Origin of the sequence: Shimia haliotis, assembly GCF_900114415.1 — a bacterium.
GTDB lineage: Bacteria > Pseudomonadota > Alphaproteobacteria > Rhodobacterales > Rhodobacteraceae > Shimia > Shimia haliotis.
This window is the reverse complement of the sequence record NZ_FOSZ01000001.1, coordinates 732655-753781: the sequence shown is the minus strand read 5'-3', so window position 1 is coordinate 753781 and position 21127 is coordinate 732655. Positions and strand designations below refer to the sequence as shown.

The window sequence follows — 21127 nt, the reverse complement described above, 5'->3', positions numbered from 1 at the left end:
TAGCGTTAGCCGCGGCGCCGCCTGCGTCGGCCGCCGCCCCCTGCGCCATCGCCGCCGCCAGTGTTGAAACTCACCTCGGGCAAAGCCACCAGATCACGGAGGATCGGGAACGGATCGGACGAGTTTGGCATGGCGGATGCATTCACGAAATGCTCCTGAAACCGTGGCTCGACTGCGGTTTCGATCTTTTCGATCTGACGCACCAAGGCTTCGATATCACTGCGGGCGGCACGGTTGAGCAGCGCGATGCGCGCACCGGTGCCCGCGGCATTGCCGGCCGAGGTGACTTTGTCGAGGGGACAGTCAGGGATCATACCCAACACCATCGCGTGTTTGGCTGAGATATGCGCGCCAAAGGCTCCGGCCAATACCACGCGATCCACTTGATCCACGCCGCGCTTGTCCATCAAAAGGCGCGCGCCCGAGTAGAGCGCCGCCTTGGCCATCTGAATGGCGCGAATGTCGGCGTTGGTGACGGTGATTTCTTTCTGCTCCTCATCTCCATCCCAGAGGCGGTAGGAGTTGGTGCGGCCGTCAAGGAAACAGCGCTCGGTGCCGGTTTGTTCAGCGGAGCCAATGAGGCCCGAGGCATCGACCAGTCCCGCAATCCGCATCTCGGCAATGACTTCGATAATGCCAGAGCCACAGATGCCGGTGACGCCGGTGGTGGCTATGGCTTCAGAAAATCCGTCTTCATCAGACCACAGTTCTGACCCGATCACGCGGAAGCGCGGTTCTTTGGTGACGGGGTCGATTTCCACGCGTTCAATCGCACCCGGCGCGGCGCGTTGGCCAGAGCTGATCTGTGCGCCTTCAAACGCAGGGCCCGTGGGCGAAGAACAGGCCATGACGCCGTCCTTGTCGCCCAGCAGGATTTCAGCATTGGTGCCCACATCTACGATCAAAGCAAGGTCTTCGGATTTGTTGGGCGCCTCAGACAGCGCCACGCCAGCCGCGTCAGCGCCAACATGACCCGCGATGCAGGGCAAAAGGTAGGCGCGGGTGCCTGCGGCAATGTCCAGACCGATTTCGGAGGCGGTCAGCTCCAGCGCGTCGGAGGTCGCCAGCGCAAAAGGGGCTTGGCCGAGTTCAAACGGGTCAATGCCCAAGAATAAGTGGTGCATCACGGGGTTCATCACAAACACCGCGTCTAGGATTTGCTCTTTGTCGATCTCCGCGTCGCCTGCGATGTCTGTCACAAGCTGGTTGAGCCCGTCGCGCACGGCGTCGGTCATCTCCAGATCGCCGCCCTTGTTCATCATGGCATAGCTGACACGGCTCATGAGGTCTTCGCCAAAGCGGATCTGCGGGTTCATCAGGCCGGAGGAGGCGACGACTTCGCCGGTCTCCAGATTGCAGAGGTGTCCGGCTATGGTGGTGGAGCCAAGGTCGACCGCAAGTCCAAAGAGCGGTTTGTCATAGAAACCCGACCACAGAGCGATCACACGCGGAGTTACGTCATCGCGACCTTGATGAATGGCGGCGGTGACGGACCAGTTGCCTTTGCGAAGGATGGGCTGCAGCGGGCGAAGAAGGTGGGTGTCCACATCGATATGCGCGTGACCTGTGGCGGCCCTAAGCGCCGTCAGCAGACGTTCCAGATCGCCTGACGGCTTGTGCATGTCGGGCTCTTCCACCTCGACATAGGTCAGCTTGACCGTCGGGTTCAGGGTGATGTCACGCACTTCGGCCCGTTTACGCACCACCTGTTTGTGAACCTGCGATTCAGGCGGTACGTCGATCACGATGTCGCCTTGGACCGTGGCCTGACAGCCAAGGCGGCGACCTTTGGGCAGGCCGCGCTTGTCGTCGTAGCGCTGCTCAACGGCGTTCCACTCGGAGAGCGCATCCTGGGCCACGGTCACGCCGTGTTTGGGGAACTCACCATAAGAGGGTGTGATCTGGCATTTTGAGCAAATGCCCCGCCCACCGCAAACGCTGTCGAGGTCAACGCCAAGTTGGCGCGCGGCGGTAAGGATAGGCGTGCCAACGGGAAAGTTTCCACGTTTGCCGGAAGGGGTGAAAATCACCAGTGGATCGCTGCTCATAATGCGGCCTCAGTTCTGTTCGCTTGGCTGCGAGAATACCTGCCGCCAAAGCGGAGGAAAGGCAAGGAGCGGCATGAAACTGACAAAGGGCGGCATTTTGTGTCGGATGCCGACCTTTCCCGACTAGAGTTTGGCGATTTCAGCCTGAGCAGTCGCGGGGTCCATTCGAGCGAATTTGCCTCGACCGGCGGGGAGACCTGCGCGCATGTCAGCGCGCACAAACGCGGTCTGTCCAACATTCAGGTCAACGGTGATGCTGTCAGAGCCCGAGATTGAGGGTGTGGACACAGAAAATGTGTGGCTGCCCGCGGGGGCGTGAAAAGCGATCAACGTGCCGTTTGCCAGGTTGCCAACCGGAGCTGACGATGTGTTGATCTGAAACCGGATGGCTGCGGCCATCGCGCGGCGCGGACGGTAAAACACAATCAAACCCATTCCGGACTTTGGCGTTGGAATTGCCGCGGCCTGCGCTGTGGATCCCATCAATGCGGCAGCAGTGGTCAGCAAGAATATCCGGCGGTTCATAATGTCTTTCCTTTATTGCCCGATCAAACTAGGCCACGGGGCGGCAAAAACCAGAAAAATTTAGAGAAGTTGGCGACAATTGGCTCGCGAAGGGGAGTGAGCATGGATTAGGGGTTTTCCACAGGGCAGAGCCATGCGATAGGGACGTGCCAAACGAGGTTCCCCCAAGGAGATGTGTGATGGAGATTCGTGAGGCGCTTACTTTCGATGATGTTTTGTTGGTTCCGGCTGCGTCTGCGGTCTTGCCGAGCACGGCCGATACGCGCACGCGGGTCACTAAAGTCATCGATCTGAACATCCCGCTGCTGAGTTCCGCGATGGACACTGTGACCGAAAGCCGAATGGCGATTGCTATGGCTCAGGCTGGTGGTATGGGCGTGATCCACAAGAACCTTGATGCTGAAACCCAGTCGCGCGAAGTGCGGCGGGTGAAACGCTTTGAAAGCGGCATTGTCTATAATCCTGTGACCCTGACGCCGAACCAGACGCTGGCGGACGCCAAGGCGTTGATTGAACGCTATCGGTTTACCGGTTTTCCGGTGGTGGATGAGCAGGGTCGCGTCGTTGGCATCGTGACCAACCGTGACATGCGCTTCGCGCAATCTGACGACACGCCGGTGCATGCGATGATGACCACCAGCGATCTGGCGATGCTTGCAGAGCCTGCTGACCTTGAGGAAGCCAAAAGCCTGATGCGGGCGCGGCGGATCGAAAAGCTGTTGGTGCATGACGGGCAGGGCAAACTGACCGGCCTGCTGACGCTGAAAGACACGGAACAAGCGGTGCTGAACCCGACGGCCTGCAAAGACGAGCTTGGCCGTCTACGCGTTGCGGCAGCCTCTTCTGTCGGTGACAGCGGCTTTGAGCGTTCTGAGATGTTGATTGATGCGGGGGTCGATATCGTTGTGATCGACACCGCACACGGTCACTCCGATGGCGTGCTTGAGGCGGTGAAACGTGTGAAATCGATGTCCAACGCGGTTCAGGTGATTGCGGGCAATGTCGCCACTGGCGAAGCCACCAAGGCCTTGATTGATGCTGGCGCAGACGCAGTGAAAGTCGGCATCGGGCCGGGCTCAATCTGCACAACACGCATGGTGGCCGGCGTTGGCGTGCCGCAGCTGACAGCGATTGATGACTGTGCCAAAGCAGCAGGCGACATTCCGGTGATTGCCGATGGTGGCATCAAATTCTCCGGCGATTTTGCCAAAGCCATCGCGGCAGGCGCGTCCTGCGCCATGGTCGGGTCTATGATCGCGGGCACCGACGAAAGCCCGGGCGAGGTGATCCTCTATCAGGGCCGCTCGTTCAAATCCTATCGCGGTATGGGCAGCCTTGGCGCGATGGCGCGTGGCTCGGCCGACCGATATTTCCAAAAAGACGCAGCCAGCGACAAACTCGTGCCGGAAGGCATCGAGGGGCAGGTGCCCTACAAAGGTCCGGCAGGTACGGTTGTTCACCAGCTGGTTGGCGGTTTGCGTGCGGCGATGGGCTACACCGGCAACGGTACCGTCGAAGAGATGCGCAAGAACTGCAAGTTCGTGAAAATCACAGGCGCGGGGCTTAAGGAAAGTCACGTGCATGACGTGCAGATCACGCGCGAATCCCCGAACTATCGGGTCGGCTGATGACCCCTGCGGCCCGCGTTGCCACGGCGATTGAGCTGTTGGATGTCATCTTCGCCGGAGACCCGGCGGAGAAAACCCTGACGGGGTGGGCACGCCGCAGCCGATTCGCGGGCTCCAAGGACCGTGCAGCGGTACGCGATCATGTTTTTGATGCTCTGCGCCAAAGAAAATCGGCGGCCGCCGTCGGTGGCGCTGAAGATGGGCGTGGCGTGATGATTGGCGTTCTGCGCACCGCCGGCGTTGATCTGGAAACTCTGTTCACCGGCGAAGGCTATGCGCCGGCCTCCCTGAGTGAGGCCGAACAGGCGCATATCGCGTCTGAGCCCGTGCCTTTTGATATCCCCGATTGGCTGGTTGAGCCGATGCGGGAGAGCCTTGAAGATGGCTTTGCTGATGCAATGGGTGTTTTGCGCAAGCGTGCACCGGTGACATTGCGTGTCAATCTGCGCAAGGCGTCAACGGGTTCCGCTCAAGCGGCTCTTCTCAAAGACGGTATCGAAACCGAAGCTTTGGCCTTGTCCGACACCGCCCTGAAAGTCACAGAAGGCGCGCGCAAAGTGGCCAACAGCGCGGCCTTTAAGAACGGACTTGTGGAGCTTCAGGATGCATCCAGTCAGACTGCAGTCGCATCACTTCCCCTCGGTAGTGGTTTGAAAGTAATGGATTATTGCGCAGGCGGTGGCGGAAAAATTCTGGCGATGGCTGCGCGTTGTGAGGGCCGGTTTTTTGCGCATGATGCCAATGTCGGACGTTTGCGCGATTTGCCCGAGCGTGCCAAACGAGCCGGAGTGACGGTGCAAACCCTTCATGATGCCGATCAGGCGGCGCCGTATGATCTGGTGTTTTGCGATGTTCCCTGTTCCGGCAGTGGCACATGGCGCCGGACGCCGGACGCCAAATGGCGTTTTACACCCGAAGACCTTACAGCTTTGAACGCGTTGCAATCCGAGATTCTTGCCAAAGCCGCGCCTTTGGTGGCGCAGGACGGAACCTTGGTCTACGCGACCTGCTCTTTGCTGGCCGCCGAAAACCGTGATCGCATCCATGATTTTGTGAAAACCCATCCCGACTGGACCATTGAAGAGGCGCGCCAGTTTGATCTGTCTGATGACAGCGACGGTTTTTTTGTCGCCAGACTTCGGCGTAAGTCAGCTTAAAGTGGTACGTCACGCGTAAATACGTTGCGGTGTTAAGACGGGTTTAAGAAACTCCGTGGCATATTAACCATAACGACTGGTTTATCAGGTGCTCACGTGACCGTTTCAGAAGTGACCGAAGGGTTAAAAACTCCGACCGCGAACCGGTTTCGCCAAAGGGCTGTGCCGTTTGGCTTGGCTGCGATCGCGCTTTGGGGTGCGTCCTTGTTTGCAACGGATCCGATTGTGCAAATGCTCTTGATCGCTGCGGGCGTCGTGATCTTTGCGGCTTTGCTGTTGCTGCGCTTTGACAGGCCCGAAAGGCCCGAGCCGGTATCAGGCGTGGCCTTTGTCAAAGCGCTCTGTGATCGTGAAAAAACCGAACAAATTCTGACGGATGCTTCAGGCAGTATCCTCTATGCCAACGTCATTGCGCAAAGTCACCTCAAGGCGATGGACGCGCATGTGGTCGACTTCGCCAAACGTCGTGCGGTGGATGGTGAAGGTCTGGTTTCGCGCTTGCTGGATCTGGCCGTGGATGTGGGCCACGGGCAGGAAACCGTGCCACAACGCGACGGATCGCTGGTTGTGGGTGTGCGGCGGATGCCTGATGGCGGCGTGCTATGGTCGTTTGACACACACCATCCGATCGCAGATGCAGGGCAGGCGGGGGCGCCGCGATTGCCGATGCTGACCGTGGGCCGCTCCGGCACGATTCTCTTTATGAATCCGGCAGCGCGTGCTTTGCTTGGTGAGCGTAAAAAAACACTTCAGGATGTTTTCGGCGACCGCGCCGGTGCGCCGCGCGAGGCCACGATGATCCAGACGGCGCGCGGGGAGCAACAATGCCTTGTGGCAGAGTTTGAGGCCACCGCCGGACGGCGTGAAATCTATCTTTTGCCCACCGAAGTACCCGTCGTGCGCGAAGGGGCCGTTTTGTTTGACGAATTGCCTGTGGCTCTTTTGAAGTTGGATCGGCAAGGCAGAGTATTGATGGCCAACCGGACTGCGCGGGCGTTGTTGGACAACCAACTGACCGAAGATACGTTGCTAGAGGATCACCTTGAGGGACTGGGAAGGTCGATTGTCGACTGGCTGACAGAGGCCGCCTCTGGACGCGGCGGTCATCACTCGGAGTTTCTGCGTCTGAAGAACAGCAGCAAAGAGGCCTTTGTGCAGGTCAGCCTGAACCGTGTCGTCGAGGGGAACACCAGTTCCCTGATCGCGGTTTTAAGCGATGCGACCGAGCTCAAATCGCTTGAGGCGCAGTTTGTCCAAAGCCAGAAGATGCAGGCAATCGGGCAGCTTGCCGGTGGCGTTGCCCATGATTTCAACAACCTTTTGACCGCAATTTCAGGGCATTGCGACCTGTTGTTGTTGCGTCATGATCAGGGCGATCCGGATTTTGCCGACCTCATACAGATCAACCAGAACGCCAACCGCGCCGCGGCTTTGGTGGGACAACTTCTGGCCTTTTCGCGCAAACAGAACCTCCGGCCCGAAATCGTCGATCTGCGCAACTCTCTGTCTGATCTGACGCATCTTTTGAACCGACTGGTTGGCGAAAAGGTAAGTCTCAGCCTGAGCAACGATCCGGTTTTGCCCGCGATCCGCGCGGACAAACGGCAATTGGAACAGGTCTTGATGAACCTGGTGGTGAATGCGCGTGATGCGATGCCCAACGGCGGCGAAATCCGCGTCGTGACAGAAGGGCTTGATCTGGTCGAACCGATGGAGCGCGACAGGGTCGTGGTGCCTGTCGGCAAATACGTCGCCATCAGCGTGGCGGACGAAGGCACAGGTATCGCGCCGGACAAGCTGCAGAAGGTGTTCGAGCCGTTCTTTACCACCAAGAAAACCGGTGAAGGCACGGGGCTTGGCCTTTCGACAGCCTATGGCATCGTCAAGCAGACCGGCGGCTATATCTTTGTTGATAGCGAAGTGGGCGTCGGAACCCGCTTCTCGCTTTTGTTCCCTGCCTATCTGGGGGACGAAGATGCAGCGCCGGTGGAAGCTGTTCCCGCCTCGACCAAAGACACAGCCATCAGCCATAGCGGTGTGGTCATGTTGGTCGAAGACGAAGCGCCGGTGCGCTCCTTTGCCACCCGCGCCTTGAAAATGCGGGGCTTTACGGTGCTCGAAGCGGGCTCCGGCGAGGAGGCGCTCGAGCTTTTGCAGGCCGATCGCCCCAAAGTCGATGTCTTTGTGACCGACGTGATCATGCCAGGTGTGGATGGCCCGACGTGGGTACGTCAGGCGCGACAGGAATATCCGGAAGTGCCGGTGATCTTTGTGTCGGGCTATGCAGAAGACAGCTTCAGTGATGATCAGGCGAGAATCGCCAATTCGAGTTTTCTGCCCAAACCGTTCAGCCTTAGTGATCTGACCGAAGCGGTTCAGTCAAAGCTGAAAGATTAGTCGAGGCTCTCATAAAGCGCGAATTCCTCGGCGCATTTGCGGCGCAGTTTTGCATGGGTGTCAGGCGACAGCGATAGCGGCATATCCGGAGAGGTGTTCCTGCGCGGCAATTCGATTTTCAACTGCAGGCGGGTTTCGAGAAAATCCAACAACCTTGCCTGATCCTCATAGCGGAAAAGGTGATCCACCTTGAGCCCGTTCTTGCGCGGTTCCAAAAATCTGGCCTGACTGCCGACATTTGCAAAAGGCGCTTTCTTGTCGCCCTTCATATACTCCTGAACGAACTCCTCAAAACTCACATTCTCTGTGGAATTTGGAAGCCCGCGCAGGTCTTCGCGCCGTCGATACCGATACCAACTCGCCAGCCAACTCACGGGCTCTCGCATCACGGCCATGGTTTCCATGTCGTCCGTTTTGCAGGCCCGTTCGAACATTGGCCGGAAGAATCTGTTGTAGCGGTAAAGCGGCGCGTGTTTGAGCTCGGGGGGATGTGAGATCACCATATCCGCAAAGGGGCTAAGAGCCTCCTCGATTGCGGTGGTTCCGGTCTTGGGAACCGAGAGAAAGACCAGTTTTTTGTTCCAGAAAACAAGCATCTACTACGCCTTGCTGCTATTCACTGACGGTTTTCACCTATTTGAAGATTACTTGTAAACGACTCCTTAACCCTTGTGGGAAAAAGCTGTTGGTATCGTTTTTTGATTGATTTGTTCTCCTTTTGATCTCATAACGTTTGAGAACAAGAGGTGAACGCAGGCAATGATTGCCGCACAAGCGCGGGTATGGAATAAGGAGCCAAGCACAATGGCAACGGCAGATCTTTTGACAATGAGCAGCAAGAAAAACTCTCCCGACAAACAAAAGGCGCTTGATAGCGCTTTGGCCCAGATTGAACGTCAGTTCGGCAAGGGCTCGATCATGAAATTGGGCGCGGACAATCCCGCGCAGGAAATCGAGTCGACATCGACCGGCTCTCTGAGTCTCGACATCGCGTTGGGAATCGGCGGCCTGCCCAAAGGGCGGATCATTGAGATCTACGGGCCGGAAAGTTCGGGTAAAACCACGTTGACCCTGCACTGCATCGCAGAGGAGCAGAAAAAGGGCGGTGTTTGTGCCTTTGTGGACGCGGAACACGCGCTTGATCCGCAATATGCCAAAAAGCTGGGCGTGAACCTGGATGAATTGCTGATTTCTCAGCCCGACACTGGCGAACAGGCGCTGGAAATCGTCGACACTTTGGTGCGCTCCGGCGCGGTGAACATGGTCGTGGTCGATTCGGTTGCCGCACTGACACCGAAGTCCGAACTTGAGGGCGACATGGGCGACAGCAACGTTGGTGTGCAGGCGCGCCTGATGAGCCAGGCGATGCGCAAACTCACCGGCTCGATCTCGCGATCCAACTGTATGGTGGTCTTCATCAACCAGATCCGGATGAAAATCGGCGTGATGTTTGGCTCGCCCGAAACCACGACTGGCGGCAACGCGTTGAAATTCTACAGCTCAGTGCGTCTGGACATCCGCCGTATCGGCGCGCTGAAGGACCGTGACGAGGTGGTTGGCAACGCAACCCGCGTGAAAGTCGTGAAAAACAAGGTGGCTCCGCCGTTCAAGCAGGTCGAATTTGACATCATGTATGGCGAAGGCATCTCCAAGATGGGCGAATTGCTGGATCTTGGTGTGAAGGCCGGCGTGGTCGAGAAATCCGGCAGCTGGTTCAGCTATGGCGACGAACGCATCGGGCAGGGGCGTGAGAACGCCAAAACTTTCCTGAAGGAAAACAACCGCATCGCCTATGAGATCGAAGACAAGATTCGCGCGGCGCACGGGCTCGATTTCGATATGCCGCCGCTGGATGATGACGTGGTTGAAGAGTGACGCCGTCGTCCAAAGACTTGTTTGAGGCTCTGCCTCACGTGCTGGCCGCCCCCAAAGACGGGGCGGCCATTTCGCATTTGTGCCTGAGACCCGAGCGCAATGCGCGCCGGTTTGTCCCGGAAATCACATTGACGCGCGCGGGCGGCATCCCTGGCGAGCGATGGGCCACACAGCCCTGGCTCAGGTTGGACAACGGCGACCCGCATCCCGGAATTCAGGTCTGCCTCATTCCGCAGCGCGTGCTGGATCTGGTGTGGCATCCCGAACTGGACACCCTGCATCCCGGTGACACCTTTGCCGCCGACATCGACATGACCGAAACCAATATGCCCGAGGGGCAGCTTTTGTCGGTTGGTAGCGCAGTGTTGCGTGTGTCTGGCGTGTTCAACGAAGGCTGCGTCAAATGGAAGGCGCGGTATGGTCCAGAGGCTTATGACTGGGTGCGTGATCCGCGCCATCGGGCCTACCGGTTGCGCGGTGTGCTGTGTTCGGTTGAACAGGATGGGGTGATCCGCGAAGGCGACATTTTGCGCAAGGTCGCCGACTAACGGCTGATCCGTAGCGATTGCGGAATGCAGGCCCGCGATCCACCGCTTTTGCCAATGCCATGTGGACAGCCCCGCGCTGGGGTTATAAACCCGATCCGACACGCAAAAACAGCGCAAGAGATCTGCTCATGGCCAGCCTGAACGACATCCGGTCCACCTTTCTGAACTATTTTGCCAAACAGGGCCACGAGATCGTGGATTCAAGCCCGTTGGTGCCGCGCAACGACCCGACGCTGATGTTCGTCAATTCGGGCATGGTGCAGTTCAAGAACCTGTTTACCGGCGTTGAAAAACGCGACTATCAACGGGCCACGACGGCGCAGAAATGTGTACGCGCAGGCGGCAAGCACAACGATCTGGACAACGTCGGCTATACCGCGCGTCACCACACTTTTTTCGAAATGCTCGGCAACTTCTCCTTTGGTGACTATTTCAAGGAAGACGCGATCCGGTTTGCCTGGGAATTGATCACCAAGGAATTCGGCATTCCGAAGGACAAGCTTTATACAACGGTGTATCACACCGACGACGAAGCCTTTAATATCTGGAAGAAAATGGGCGTGCCGGAGGATCGGATCATCCGCATCGCCACGTCTGACAACTTCTGGCAAATGGGCCCGACCGGCCCTTGTGGCCCTTGCACCGAAATCTTCTATGACCACGGCGATCATATCTGGGGTGGCCCTCCCGGCTCGCCCGAAGAAGATGGCGACCGCTTCATCGAAATCTGGAACGTCGTTTTCATGCAGAACGAGCAGTTTGAAGACGGCTCGATGAAGGCGCTGGACATGCAGTCGATCGACACCGGTATGGGGCTGGAACGGATTGGCGCGTTGCTTCAGGGCAGCCACGACAACTACGACACCGATCTCTTTAAGGCGCTGATCGAGGCTTCTGCGAATGTGACCTCCACAGACCCGTATGGCGATCAGAACGTTCATCACCGCGTGATTGCCGACCATTTGCGCTCCACCTCGTTCCTCATGGCGGATGGTGTGATGCCGTCCAACGACGGTCGCGGTTATGTGCTGCGTCGCATCATGCGCCGCGCCATGCGTCATGCGCACCTGCTGGGTGCCAAAGATCCTGTGATGCATCAACTGGTGCCGTCGCTCGTGCAGCAGATGGGTCAGGCCTATCCCGAACTGGGACAGGCGCAGGCCTTGATTGAGGAAACCCTCAAGCAGGAAGAGGTCAAATTCAAACAGACGCTGGACCGCGGCCTGAAACTGCTGGACGACGAACTGGACGGTCTGGGTGAGGGCGCCCCATTGTCAGGTGCTGCTGCGTTCAAGCTTTATGACACCTACGGCTTCCCGCTCGACCTGACACAGGACGCCCTGCGCGAGAAGGGCCGCGAGGTCGACACCGACGGCTTTGACACGGCGATGGCTGAACAAAAGGCCAAGGCGCGTGCGGCGCATGTCGGGTCCGGTGATGCAGCAGAGGCCGGCCTTTGGTTCGATATTGCCGAAGAGTGCGGCACCACAGAATTCCTTGGCTATGACACCGAAACTGCTGAAGGGCAGGTTCATGCGCTGATCAAAGACGGGGCATTGGTTGATAGCATCGCACAGGGCGAAGAGGGCTGGGTGGTTGTGAACCAGACGCCGTTCTACGCCGAAAGCGGTGGTCAGGTGGCCGACCATGGCATCATCTCGCGCCTTGAGAACCGCGGCGACGTCGGCACAGTGTCCGATGTTCAGAAATTTGCGGATAGCAAATTGTTTGCCCACAAGATCACCATGTCTAACGGCGCACTCAACAAGGGTGACGCGGTGGCTCTGGATGTGGATCATGCCCGCCGCAAGGCGATCCGCGCGAACCACTCGGCGACACACTTGCTTCACGAAGCGCTGCGGGATGCGCTTGGGGATCACGTGGCACAACGTGGCTCTCTCAACGCGGATGACCGTCTGCGGTTTGACTTTAGCCACAACAAGGCTTTGAGCGCCGAAGAAATGCTGGCCGTTGCGCAGGATGTGAACGCTTATATCCGTCAGAACACGCCGGTCGAAACCCGGATCATGACGCCGGACGACGCACGCGGCCTCGGCGCACAGGCGCTCTTTGGCGAGAAATATGGTGACGAGGTGCGAGTCGTATCGATGGGGCGGGCCAACACTGGCAAAGGCCTGCACGGCGACACCTATTCGATCGAACTTTGCGGTGGAACGCACGTCAATCAGACCGGCGACATTGGTGTGTTTGTGATCCTCTCTGATGGCGCTTCTGCGGCTGGTATCCGTCGGATCGAAGCGTTGACCGGTGAGGCCGCGTTCCAACACCTGCACGAACAGGCAAAACGCGTGGCAAACATTTCCACCAAACTGAAGGTTCAACCACCGCAGTTGATCGACCGTGTTCAAGGTCTGATGGACGAGCGCAAATCGTTGCAGAACGAAGTGGCCACGTTGCGCCGTGAACTGGCGATGGCGGGTGGCGCTGGACAGGGTTCCGGTCCCGAGGCCAAAGAGATCAACGGTGTGAAGTTCTTCGCGCAGGTGCTCTCTGGTGTGTCCGGCAAAGATCTGCCGCCGTTGATGGACGAGCATAAATCGCGGCTCGAAAGTGGCGCGGTCCTGTTGATCGCGGACACGGGCGACAAGGTCGCCGTGGCCGCTGGCGTGACTGACGATTTGAAAGGCACACACTCGGCTGTGGATCTTGTGCGGGCCGCGGTCGAAGCGCTTGGTGGCAAAGGCGGCGGCGGACGCCCCGACATGGCACAGGGCGGGGCAAAAGACGCAAGCAATGCCGATGCTGCAATCGCCGCAGCCGAAGCGGTGCTCGCTGGCTGAATTGCCTGACCATTTGGTCAGAAAACTCTTGGACTGCCCGCCGTTTGGCGTAAACTGCGGGCAGGACAACAAGGGAGATACACCATGGGCGCGCTCTGGATTGCACATGTGACTGTGACCGATGCCGAGGCATATGGAAAATATGCCGAATTGGCAGGGCCGGCGATTGCCAAACATGGCGGCACCTTTATTGCACGCGGCGGACGTTTCGTTCAGCTTGAAGGCAAAGAGCGTCCACGCAATGTCGTGGCGACGTTCCCCGACGTGGACACGGCGGTCGCCTGCTATCACAGCCCTGAATATCAAGAAGCGCTTAGCCACGCGCGGGGTGCGAGTGAGCGCGAACTGATGGTTGTGGAAACCACTGACTGATCTCCGATTCCTGCGTCAGTGCACAAGGACACCTTTGGCGATATAGTATCTAGGGTAGCATGATTTTCTACCGCAAGCTCGCTGAAGGGGAAACTGTTCCATTTTGATGTCAAGAAGCGGGCTTTTTTCCTTGGAGGATTTCGTGTAAACCCTCCGCCGAAGGGCGCCACTGATTGTGGGCGCAACCAGACCGAGGAGAGGGATCGCATGTGCCGCTGGGCCGCCTACATTGGGCAACCATGTTATATTGAAGAAGTTGTCACCCAGCCAGATCACTCGCTGATCCAGCAATCAATCCAAGCCACCGAATGCAAGACCCAGACCAACGGCGATGGTGTCGGGCTTGCGTGGTACGGCGACCGCGAGGAGCCCGGTCTTTATCGCGACATCCTGCCTGCGTGGTCGGACCCGAACCTGAAATCACTGACCGCTCAGGTCAAATCGGGGCTGTTTTTGGCGCATGTGCGCGCCTCCACAGGCACAGCGACCAGCCGCAACAATTGTCATCCCTTCGCGGTTGGCAAATGGTCCTTCATGCACAACGGACAGATCGGTGGATTTGAAAACTTTCGCCGTCATGCGGATATGCTGATCCCGGATGCGCTCTATGGCGAACGCAAGGGGGCGACAGACAGCGAAGTCTTGTTTCTGCTGGGGCTGACAGAGGGGCTTGACGAGAACCCGAAAGAAGCGATGGAAATTGCCGTCGGAATTCTGCAACGCATGAGCCGCGAGCGGGGCAGCACACCCAATATGCGCCTTGCCGCGGCCTTTTCCGACGGAGAAGCGCTTTATGCGATCCGCTATTCTTCCGACAAGGTGACGCCAACAGTTTATCACCGCAAAAGCGACAGCCGCGATGGCCGTGCCGTAGTGAGTGAGCCGTTGGTGGAGGCCGAAGACGGTTGGGAGGAGGTGCCGCCCGGATCGTTCTGCACTTTCCGCGGAGATGAGGTGACGATCGAGCCTTTCAGACCGCTGATTTAACAAAAAAAGGCCGGAGCGTTTGCTCCGGCCTTTTCTATTTATTGGGCTGCCTTGGACATCCGCTTGCGTTCGTGAGGATCCAGATAACGCTTGCGCAGACGCACGTTGTTCGGGGTCACTTCCACCAGCTCATCGTCGTTGATGTAGGCGATCGCCTCTTCCAGCGACAAGGTCATCGGCGTGGTCAGGCGGACCGCTTCGTCGGTGCCGGAGGCACGTACGTTGGTCAGCTTTTTGCCCTTGAGCGGGTTCACTTCGAGGTCGTTTTCGCGGCTGTGCTCGCCAATGATCATGCCGGTATAGACGTCAGCCTGTGCGCCGATCATCATCTTGCCGCGGTCTTCGAGGTTCCAGAGGGCAAAGGCAACCGAAGTGCCGTTTTCCATAGAGATCAGAACACCCGCACGACGGCCGGCAATCGGGCCTTTGTAGGGGGTCCAGCCGTGGAACACGCGGTTCAGAACGCCGGTGCCGCGGGTGTCGGTCAGGAATTCACCGTGATAGCCGATCAGGCCACGGGACGGCACATGCGCGATGATGCGGGTTTTGCCGGCACCTGCGGGGCGCATTTCCACCAATTCGCCTTTGCGCGATCCGGTCAGTTTTTCGATCACCGCGCCGGAGTATTCATCATCCACGTCGATGGTGGCTTCCTCAACCGGTTCCATGCGTTTGCCGTCTTCTTCGCGCATGATCACCTGCGGACGGGAGATCGACAGCTCAAAGCCTTCGCGGCGCATGTTCTCGATCAGAACGCCCATCTGCAGTTCGCCACGGCCGGAGACCTCAAACGCTTCACCGCCTGGGGTGTCAGCGATTTTGATCGCAACGTTGGATTCCGCTTCTTTCATCAGGCGATCGCGAATTACGCGCGACTGTACCTTTTTGCCATCACGACCAGCCAGCGGGCTGTCGTTGATGCCGAAAGTCACGGTGATGGTGGGCGGATCGATCGGCTGCGCTTCAAGCGGCTCTTCAACCGCGAGGGCACAGATGGTGTCGGCAACGGTGGCCTTCGCCATGCCCGCGAGGGACACGATGTCTCCTGCTTGCGCTTCTTCGATGTCCTGCTGGGCAAGGCCACGGAAGGCCTGAATTTTGGTCACACGGAACTGTTCGATTTTCTGGCCGATGCGGGTCAGGGCCTGCACGGTTGCGCCAACCTTCAGCGTGCCGCTTTCAACGCGACCGGTCAGGATACGGCCCACAAACGGGTCGGAGCCCAGAGTTGTGGCCAGCATGCGGAAATCGCCGTCCTGCTTGTGCACCTGTTTCGGCTCGGGAACGTGGTTTACGATCAGGTTGAAGAGCGCGTGCAGGTCTTCACGCGGGCCGTCAAGCTCTGCATCCGCCCAGCCGTTGCGGCCAGAGGCATACATGTGCGGGAAATCGAGCTGGTCGTCGTTGGCGTCCAGCGAGGCAAAGAGGTCGAAACATTCATCCAGCGCGCGATCAGGCTCGGCGTCGGGTTTGTCGACTTTGTTCAGAACCACAATCGGACGCAGGCCAAGCGCCAGCGCTTTGGAGGTCACGAATTTGGTTTGCGGCATCGGGCCTTCTGCGGCATCCACCAGCAGAACCACACCGTCAACCATGCTCAGGATCCGCTCAACTTCGCCACCAAAGTCGGCGTGGCCGGGGGTGTCCACGATGTTGATGCGGGTGCCTTTCCACTCAACCGAGGTCGGCTTGGCAAAAATCGTGATACCGCGTTCGCGTTCCAGATCGTTGCTGTCCATAGCCCGCTCGGCCACTTCTTGGTTTTCCCGGAAAGCGCCGGATTGCTTGAGCAGCTCGTCCACCAGGGTGGTTTTCCCGTGGTCAACGTGTGCGATGATGGCGATATTGCGAAGATCCATAAAAACTGGCCTTTTCCTGTTCGCGCCCGCCCTAACGCGGAGCGCACGAAAAGGCCAGACCCATAATGAAACTTAGTGAGCGGATCAATGCACAGCTGTGTTGGAAAACAGGTGAATGACAAGAATGCCAAGCACAATAAGCCCCATCCCGATGATGGCGGGCCAGTCGAGCTTCTGGCCAAAGGCAAAAAAGGCGATGACCGAGATGAACACAATGCCCAGACCGGACCAGACCGCATAGGTGATGCCGACCGGCAGGTACTTGAGGGTTTGGGCCATCAAATAGAACGCCGCGCCATAGCCGATCACCACCAAAACGGAAGGCACAAGGCGGGTGAATTGCTGACTGGCCTGCAGCGAGGCGGTGCCGATGGTTTCAAACACAACGGCAATCATCAAAAGCAGATAGGCTTTGGGCATCGGAATATCCTTAGTGCGCGATGTAGCGGTCACGGCGATGGTTGGTGGCAATCATCACATTGGTAATGGCAGCACCAATGAGGGAAAAGACAACAGCTTGTATGTCAAAAAACGACAAGGCAAGTGCAAAGACCAACAGGTCAAAGCCCAACTGTACCCATCCGGCCTTGATGCCTTTTGTGTCCTGAAGCCAAACCGCGACAATACCGACGCCCCCCAGTGTGGCGCCGTGCCGGAACAAAACAATAAGGCCCGCGCCCGCGGTCACACCGGCAAGAACTCCGCCCAGCAACCGATCAAGGCTGTCAAAACCAAGAAACTGCGGCAGCAGGAAGCTCCAGAACGTCAGCATGGCAACGGCAACAAAGGTTTTTGCGGTGAAAAACCAACCCATGCGCAAAAGCGCAATGATGTAAAACGGCAGGTTCAACACAAAGAAAAGGCTTCCGAAACTGACGCCCGTCGCCCGTTCGCCAACCAGCGACAAGCCGGCGATCTGGCCGGTAAAAAGCTCTGCGGTTTGCAGGAACTGCACTGATAGAGCCACCAGAAGGGTGCCGACAATCAGTCCCTGAAAGTCGTCAAAATAGCTGTGCTGTTCGGGGCTCGGGGATTCAAGAAAGCTAACCATAGTTGCGCTTTGCAGGACGGATTTGAAACTGTCCATAGAGCGGCGCGCATGGCTGATATGCAAAAGGGGCAAGGCGCGTGCCTTGCCCCTTTGTCACCGGTTTTGCGGCAACAATCAGCCGGCCAGAGCTTTGCTCAAGTTTTCGTCGATTTTCTCAAGGAATCCCATCGTGGTGAGCCAGCCCTGATTTGGGCCAACCAAAAGCGCGAGGTCTTTGGTCATGTGGCCACTTTCCACGGTGTCCACGATTACGTTTTCCAGCGTTTCCGCAAAATTTGCGAGGGCCGCATTGTCATCAAGCTTGGCGCGGTGCTTCAACCCGCCGGTCCAGGCATAGATCGAGGCGATCGAGTTCGTCGAGGTCGCTTCACCTTTCTGATGCTGGCGGTAGTGACGGGTCACGGTGCCGTGGGCCGCTTCGGCCTCCACAATCTTTCCATCCGGCGTCATCAACTGCGAGGTCATCAGACCCAAGGAACCAAAGCCCTGCGCCACGGTGTCGGACTGTACATCGCCGTCATAGTTTTTGCAGGCCCAGACAAATTTGCCGTTCCACTTCATCGCGCAGGCGACCATGTCGTCGATCAGGCGATGCTCATACCAGATGCCGGCCTCTTTGAACTGCTCTTCGAACTCTTCTTCGAAAATCTGCTGGAACAGGTCTTTGAACCGCCCGTCATAGGCTTTCAGGATGGTGTTTTTGGTTGAAAGGTACACAGGCCAGCCAAGTTTCAGGCCGTAGTTAAACGACGCGCGCGCAAAATCGATGATCGAGCTGTCGAGGTTGTACATCGCCTGATAAACGCCCGCAGACGGCGCGTCATAGACCTCTTTCTCGATCACTGTGCCATCTTCGCCGACAAATTTCATGGTCAGCTTACCAGCACCGGGAAAGGTAAAGTCTGTGGCTTTGTACTGATCGCCAAAGGCATGGCGACCGACCACGATGGGCGAAGTCCAACCTGGCACAAGGCGGGGTACGTTTTTGCAGATGATCGGCTGGCGGAAAACCACACCGCCCAGAATGTTGCGGATCGTTCCATTCGGGCTGCGCCACATTTTCTTAAGGCCGAATTCTTCAACACGCTGTTCGTCCGGCGTGATAGTGGCACATTTAACCGCAACCCCGACCTCTTTGGTCTTTTCTGCGGCGTCAATTGTGATCTGATCTTCGGTGCGGTCCCGTTCCTCTATGCCAAGATCGTAATACAAAAGGTCAATGTCGAGATAGGGCAGGATCAACTTGTCTTTGATGAACTGCCACATGATGCGGGTCATTTCATCGCCGTCCATTTCGACGATGGGATTTTCGACTTTGATCTTGGTCATGGGGGTCTCCTGTGAACCGAGTCGTATTTACGCCTTCCTTAGAGGAAGTTTTGTGGAAAGAAAAGCAATGTATGCGATTGTATACCAAATAGTGACGCGCCTGAGATGGGAAGTATGCCGCTTCGTCACCTAGTTTGTCGACGTCGCACTACGGGGAATATAAGGTGGTGCGAAACACCTTTGGGAACCCGTTATGATTTCAACCGCATTTCAAGACGTTAAAGAGTCATTTTCCACGGGCTGGCGGCTTAAACTGCCGTTTGTGGCAGCCAACATAGTGTTCAACATCCTTTTGGCGGCGGTCTTTGCGCCTCTGATGGCACTCACGGCAAGGGCGGCTCTGTCGTTCTCCGGCAAGCCCGCACTGGCGGATTTTGACATTGCGCTGTTTCTTTTGTCTCCGGCCGGTGCGGTGGGTGGCATCCTTTTGGTGGCCATGGCCTTGGTTCTTGCCGTGATGAACGTCGCATTCATGATGGCGACCGCGCACCATGACCACATGCACGGCGAAGTCGGCATTTGGGACGGTGCCGCTCTGGTGCTGCCGCAGATTTACGCAGTGCTGACTTTGGCGATGCGTCTCACGTTGCATATCATCTTGCTCAGCCTGCCGTTCCTTGGACTGGCCGGCTTTCTCGGCCTTCAATGGCTGACCGAGTTTGACATCAACTATTATCTCACCCACCAGCCGCCGATTTTTTGGCAGGCGGTCTGGGTGATCGGCGCGATCTTGGCCGTGTGGGGCGCGCTGCTGGCGTGGCGATTGCTGGGCTGGTCGCTTTGCCTGCCGCTTGTGATCCTTGCCGGAATGCCGCCGTCGGAGGCGCTGCGCGAAAGTCGAGCGCGCATGCATGGGCGCATGTGGGCCTTTTTGCTGCGGTTGGTGCTTTGGGGCGCGATAAGCGGGGGGGTATTCATGATCGGCGTGGGCGCCGTCACGATCCTTGCGGATCTTATGTTGGCCATCATGCCGCAATCCACGCGCGGGCTTGTGGTTGTTCTGGTTCTGCTGGCAGGTCTCCTGGGGTTGGTCAATGTGCTGATCAGCGCGATTACCACGGGCGCGGTTTCGGTCCTGATAATGGCAGAGGCCGACTGGCCACGGCGCCGCACAACGCCTCACGCAGTTCCAAAAGGCGCCTTGGTTCTGATCACGGCTGCGGCATTTGTATTTGGCGGCGTGGGTCTGCTTGGTTTGGCCGACTTGGCACCCGTGGATGACGGACAGCCGGTCGAGGTGATTGCCCACCGAGGCGCGGCAGGCGCAAAGCCGGAAAACACTATGGCGGCAGTAAACGAAGCCATACGTGTTGGTGCCGACTGGGTGGAAATTGACGTGCAGGAAACCGCAGACGATGAAATTGTCGTCATGCACGACAGCGACTTTATGAAACTCGCAGGCAATCCCCTCAATATTTGGGATGCAAAACTTGAGGATCTCGCCGACATTGACATCGGCAGCTGGTTTGACCCGACCTATGCAGACCAAAGAACTCCGTTGCTGAGCGATGTCTTACGCGCAGCGAAGGATCGGTCAGGTGTCGTGATCGAGCTTAAGTATTATGGTCATGACGTGATGCTTGAGCAGCGTGTCGTGGACATCGTCGAGGCCGAAGGCATGGCTGATCAGGTCAAGATCATGTCGCTGAAATACGGCGCGGTTACGAAAATGCGTGGCTTGAGACCGGATTGGGATATCGGATTGCTCGCTTCTGCCTCTCTTGGGCAGATGTGGGATCTTGATGCGGATTTTCTCGCGGTGAACTCGGCCACGACGTCGCATCGTTTGGTTAAGGAAAGTCAGGCGGCAGGCAAAAAGGTCTATGTCTGGACCGTGAACGATCCGCTCGCGATGTCGGCGATGATTTCGCTTGGCGTGGACGGGTTGATCACCGATGAACCAGAATTGGCGCGCAAGGTGCTTTCGGAACGTCGAGACCTGAGCGGCAGCGAGCGATTGATCCTCGGGTTGGCTGGTCGGATCGGGCTCGATCTGGAGACATGGTTTGACTAAGCTGCTGGCGCTGATCGGAATTTTCCTCGCAACACAAAGCGCGGCTGAGGACCGGTTGGGGCCGATTGCGCAATTAGAACTGTGGCGTCATGCTCGGCTTGCGGAAACCCGTTCTGCCGATGATGCAGCGCTGGCGCCCTTTACCACTGACGGATGTTCGGGTGGCATGTCGTCGGTCTGGCGTGGGGTCGCACAGGTCTTTCCCGAGTTCCGCGACACGCAAGGTAAGACCCCACCATGGGAGCAGTGTTGTGTAATCCACGACCAAGCCTATCACCTTGGAGGTGAGGACAGCACGCCATTTGCGAGTTTCCAGGCGCGCCTTGTGGCGGATGAACAGCTGCGCGTTTGTGTTGTTGCTGTGGCACAGGACGACAGCGCCGCCCTACAGGCCCGCTACGATCAACCACAAGACAAGATAGAACAGGCGTTCTCGTTCATCGCCGATCGGATGTTTGATGCCGTTCGCGTGGGCGGAGCCCCGTGCTCAGGCTTGCCATGGCGATGGGGGTACGGCTGGGCGCAATGCTGGTAAC

Annotated in this window: 17 protein-coding genes; 10 read left to right on the top strand and 7 right to left on the bottom strand. The window is 57.8% G+C overall.

Annotated features, from left to right (window positions below; translation table 11 throughout):
• Nucleotides 1–5 precede the first annotated feature (5 nt).
• The gene (locus tag BM069_RS03725) at nt 6–2048 is read right to left on the bottom strand and encodes an ASKHA domain-containing protein (RefSeq protein ID WP_093320386.1); all 2043 of its coding nucleotides are present in this window, start codon (nt 2046–2048) and stop codon (nt 6–8) included.
• A 123-nt stretch (nt 2049–2171) separates the two neighbouring features.
• On the bottom strand, nt 2172–2573 hold the full coding sequence (locus tag BM069_RS03720) for a DUF2846 domain-containing protein (protein WP_093320383.1): 402 nt from the start codon (nt 2571–2573) through the stop codon (nt 2172–2174).
• 179 nt (nt 2574–2752) lie between these two features.
• Between BM069_RS03720 and guaB the strand changes: the two genes are divergently transcribed.
• From guaB to BM069_RS03705, 3 genes are all read left to right on the top strand, one after another.
• Nucleotides 2753–4201 carry an IMP dehydrogenase gene (guaB, locus tag BM069_RS03715; RefSeq protein ID WP_093320380.1) on the top strand — a complete coding sequence of 483 codons (1449 nt, stop codon included), beginning with the start codon at nt 2753–2755 and terminating at the stop codon, nt 4199–4201.
• A complete protein-coding gene (locus BM069_RS03710) occupies nt 4201–5358 on the top strand; it encodes an RsmB/NOP family class I SAM-dependent RNA methyltransferase (protein ID WP_093320377.1) in 1158 nt (385 codons plus the stop codon). The genes guaB and BM069_RS03710 overlap by 1 nt, the downstream gene beginning before the upstream one ends.
• Before the next feature lie 231 nt (nt 5359–5589).
• Nucleotides 5590–7755, top strand: a complete 2166-nt coding sequence (locus BM069_RS03705) for a hybrid sensor histidine kinase/response regulator (protein ID WP_093321312.1) — start codon at nt 5590–5592, stop codon at nt 7753–7755.
• Here BM069_RS03705 and BM069_RS03700 read toward each other — a convergent pair.
• Nucleotides 7752–8351 (bottom strand): sulfotransferase family 2 domain-containing protein, encoded by a 600-nt coding sequence (locus BM069_RS03700; protein WP_093320375.1) that lies wholly within the window; start codon nt 8349–8351, stop codon nt 7752–7754. The genes BM069_RS03705 and BM069_RS03700 overlap by 4 nt on opposite strands.
• Nucleotides 8352–8559: 208 nt before the next feature.
• Here BM069_RS03700 and recA point away from each other — a divergent pair, with 208 nt between their 5' ends.
• The 5 genes from recA to BM069_RS03675 all read left to right on the top strand — a co-directional run bounded on the left by recA (nt 8560) and on the right by BM069_RS03675 (nt 14338).
• On the top strand, nt 8560–9630 hold the full coding sequence (gene recA / locus BM069_RS03695) for a recombinase RecA (RefSeq protein ID WP_093321309.1): 1071 nt from the start codon (nt 8560–8562) through the stop codon (nt 9628–9630).
• Entirely contained in the window at nt 9627–10178 is a 552-nt protein-coding gene (locus tag BM069_RS03690) for an MOSC domain-containing protein (protein WP_093320372.1), read from the top strand. The genes recA and BM069_RS03690 overlap by 4 nt, the downstream gene beginning before the upstream one ends.
• A 128-nt stretch (nt 10179–10306) precedes the next feature.
• Nucleotides 10307–12979, top strand: a complete 2673-nt coding sequence (gene alaS / locus BM069_RS03685) for an alanine--tRNA ligase (protein ID WP_093320369.1) — start codon at nt 10307–10309, stop codon at nt 12977–12979.
• Between the two features lie 84 nt (nt 12980–13063).
• Complete coding sequence (locus BM069_RS03680; RefSeq protein WP_093320367.1) at nt 13064–13351, top strand: DUF1330 domain-containing protein; 288 nt, start codon at nt 13064–13066, stop codon at nt 13349–13351.
• 207 nt (nt 13352–13558) lie between these two features.
• Entirely contained in the window at nt 13559–14338 is a 780-nt protein-coding gene (locus tag BM069_RS03675) for a class II glutamine amidotransferase (protein WP_093320364.1), read from the top strand.
• Nucleotides 14339–14376: 38 nt separating this feature from the next.
• Here the strand turns inward: BM069_RS03675 and typA are convergent, their stop codons facing one another.
• The 4 genes from typA to BM069_RS03655 form a co-directional block, all read right to left on the bottom strand.
• Nucleotides 14377–16197, bottom strand: coding sequence for a translational GTPase TypA (typA, locus tag BM069_RS03670; RefSeq protein WP_093320362.1), 1821 nt, complete (start codon nt 16195–16197; stop codon nt 14377–14379).
• Between the two features lie 84 nt (nt 16198–16281).
• Entirely contained in the window at nt 16282–16617 is a 336-nt protein-coding gene (locus tag BM069_RS03665) for a DMT family transporter (protein WP_093320360.1), read from the bottom strand.
• 10 nt (nt 16618–16627) lie between these two features.
• The gene (locus BM069_RS03660; RefSeq protein WP_244503518.1) at nt 16628–17320 is read right to left on the bottom strand and encodes a YitT family protein; all 693 of its coding nucleotides are present in this window, start codon (nt 17318–17320) and stop codon (nt 16628–16630) included.
• Nucleotides 17321–17362: 42 nt separating this feature from the next.
• Complete coding sequence (locus BM069_RS03655; protein WP_093320354.1) at nt 17363–18577, bottom strand: NADP-dependent isocitrate dehydrogenase; 1215 nt, start codon at nt 18575–18577, stop codon at nt 17363–17365.
• Between the two features lie 193 nt (nt 18578–18770).
• Between BM069_RS03655 and BM069_RS03650 the strand changes: the two genes are divergently transcribed.
• A complete protein-coding gene (locus BM069_RS03650; RefSeq protein ID WP_093320350.1) occupies nt 18771–20591 on the top strand; it encodes a glycerophosphodiester phosphodiesterase in 1821 nt (606 codons plus the stop codon).
• Nucleotides 20584–21126, top strand: a complete 543-nt coding sequence (locus BM069_RS03645) for a hypothetical protein (RefSeq protein WP_244503517.1) — start codon at nt 20584–20586, stop codon at nt 21124–21126. Before BM069_RS03650 ends, BM069_RS03645 begins: the two co-directional genes overlap by 8 nt.
• Nucleotide 21127 lies beyond the last annotated feature (1 nt).

What these genes read in the sequence shown, in the direction of transcription:
- BM069_RS03675 (WP_093320364.1), top strand. Translation starts at nt 13,559, where the DNA reads ATGTGCCGCTGGGCCGCCTACATTGGGCAACCATGTTATATTGAAGAA.
- alaS (WP_093320369.1), top strand. Translation starts at nt 10,307, where the DNA reads ATGGCCAGCCTGAACGACATCCGGTCCACCTTTCTGAACTATTTTGCC.
- typA (WP_093320362.1), bottom strand. Translation starts at nt 16,197, where the DNA reads ATGGATCTTCGCAATATCGCCATCATCGCACACGTTGACCACGGGAAA.
- BM069_RS03680 (WP_093320367.1), top strand. Translation starts at nt 13,064, where the DNA reads ATGGGCGCGCTCTGGATTGCACATGTGACTGTGACCGATGCCGAGGCA.
- guaB (WP_093320380.1), top strand. Translation starts at nt 2,753, where the DNA reads ATGGAGATTCGTGAGGCGCTTACTTTCGATGATGTTTTGTTGGTTCCG.
- BM069_RS03655 (WP_093320354.1), bottom strand. Translation starts at nt 18,577, where the DNA reads ATGACCAAGATCAAAGTCGAAAATCCCATCGTCGAAATGGACGGCGAT.
- BM069_RS03700 (WP_093320375.1), bottom strand. Translation starts at nt 8,351, where the DNA reads ATGCTTGTTTTCTGGAACAAAAAACTGGTCTTTCTCTCGGTTCCCAAG.
- BM069_RS03720 (WP_093320383.1), bottom strand. Translation starts at nt 2,573, where the DNA reads ATGAACCGCCGGATATTCTTGCTGACCACTGCTGCCGCATTGATGGGA.
- BM069_RS03705 (WP_093321312.1), top strand. Translation starts at nt 5,590, where the DNA reads ATGCTCTTGATCGCTGCGGGCGTCGTGATCTTTGCGGCTTTGCTGTTG.
- BM069_RS03710 (WP_093320377.1), top strand. Translation starts at nt 4,201, where the DNA reads ATGACCCCTGCGGCCCGCGTTGCCACGGCGATTGAGCTGTTGGATGTC.
- BM069_RS03725 (WP_093320386.1), bottom strand. Translation starts at nt 2,048, where the DNA reads ATGAGCAGCGATCCACTGGTGATTTTCACCCCTTCCGGCAAACGTGGA.
- BM069_RS03665 (WP_093320360.1), bottom strand. Translation starts at nt 16,617, where the DNA reads ATGCCCAAAGCCTATCTGCTTTTGATGATTGCCGTTGTGTTTGAAACC.
- recA (WP_093321309.1), top strand. Translation starts at nt 8,560, where the DNA reads ATGGCAACGGCAGATCTTTTGACAATGAGCAGCAAGAAAAACTCTCCC.
- BM069_RS03650 (WP_093320350.1), top strand. Translation starts at nt 18,771, where the DNA reads ATGATTTCAACCGCATTTCAAGACGTTAAAGAGTCATTTTCCACGGGC.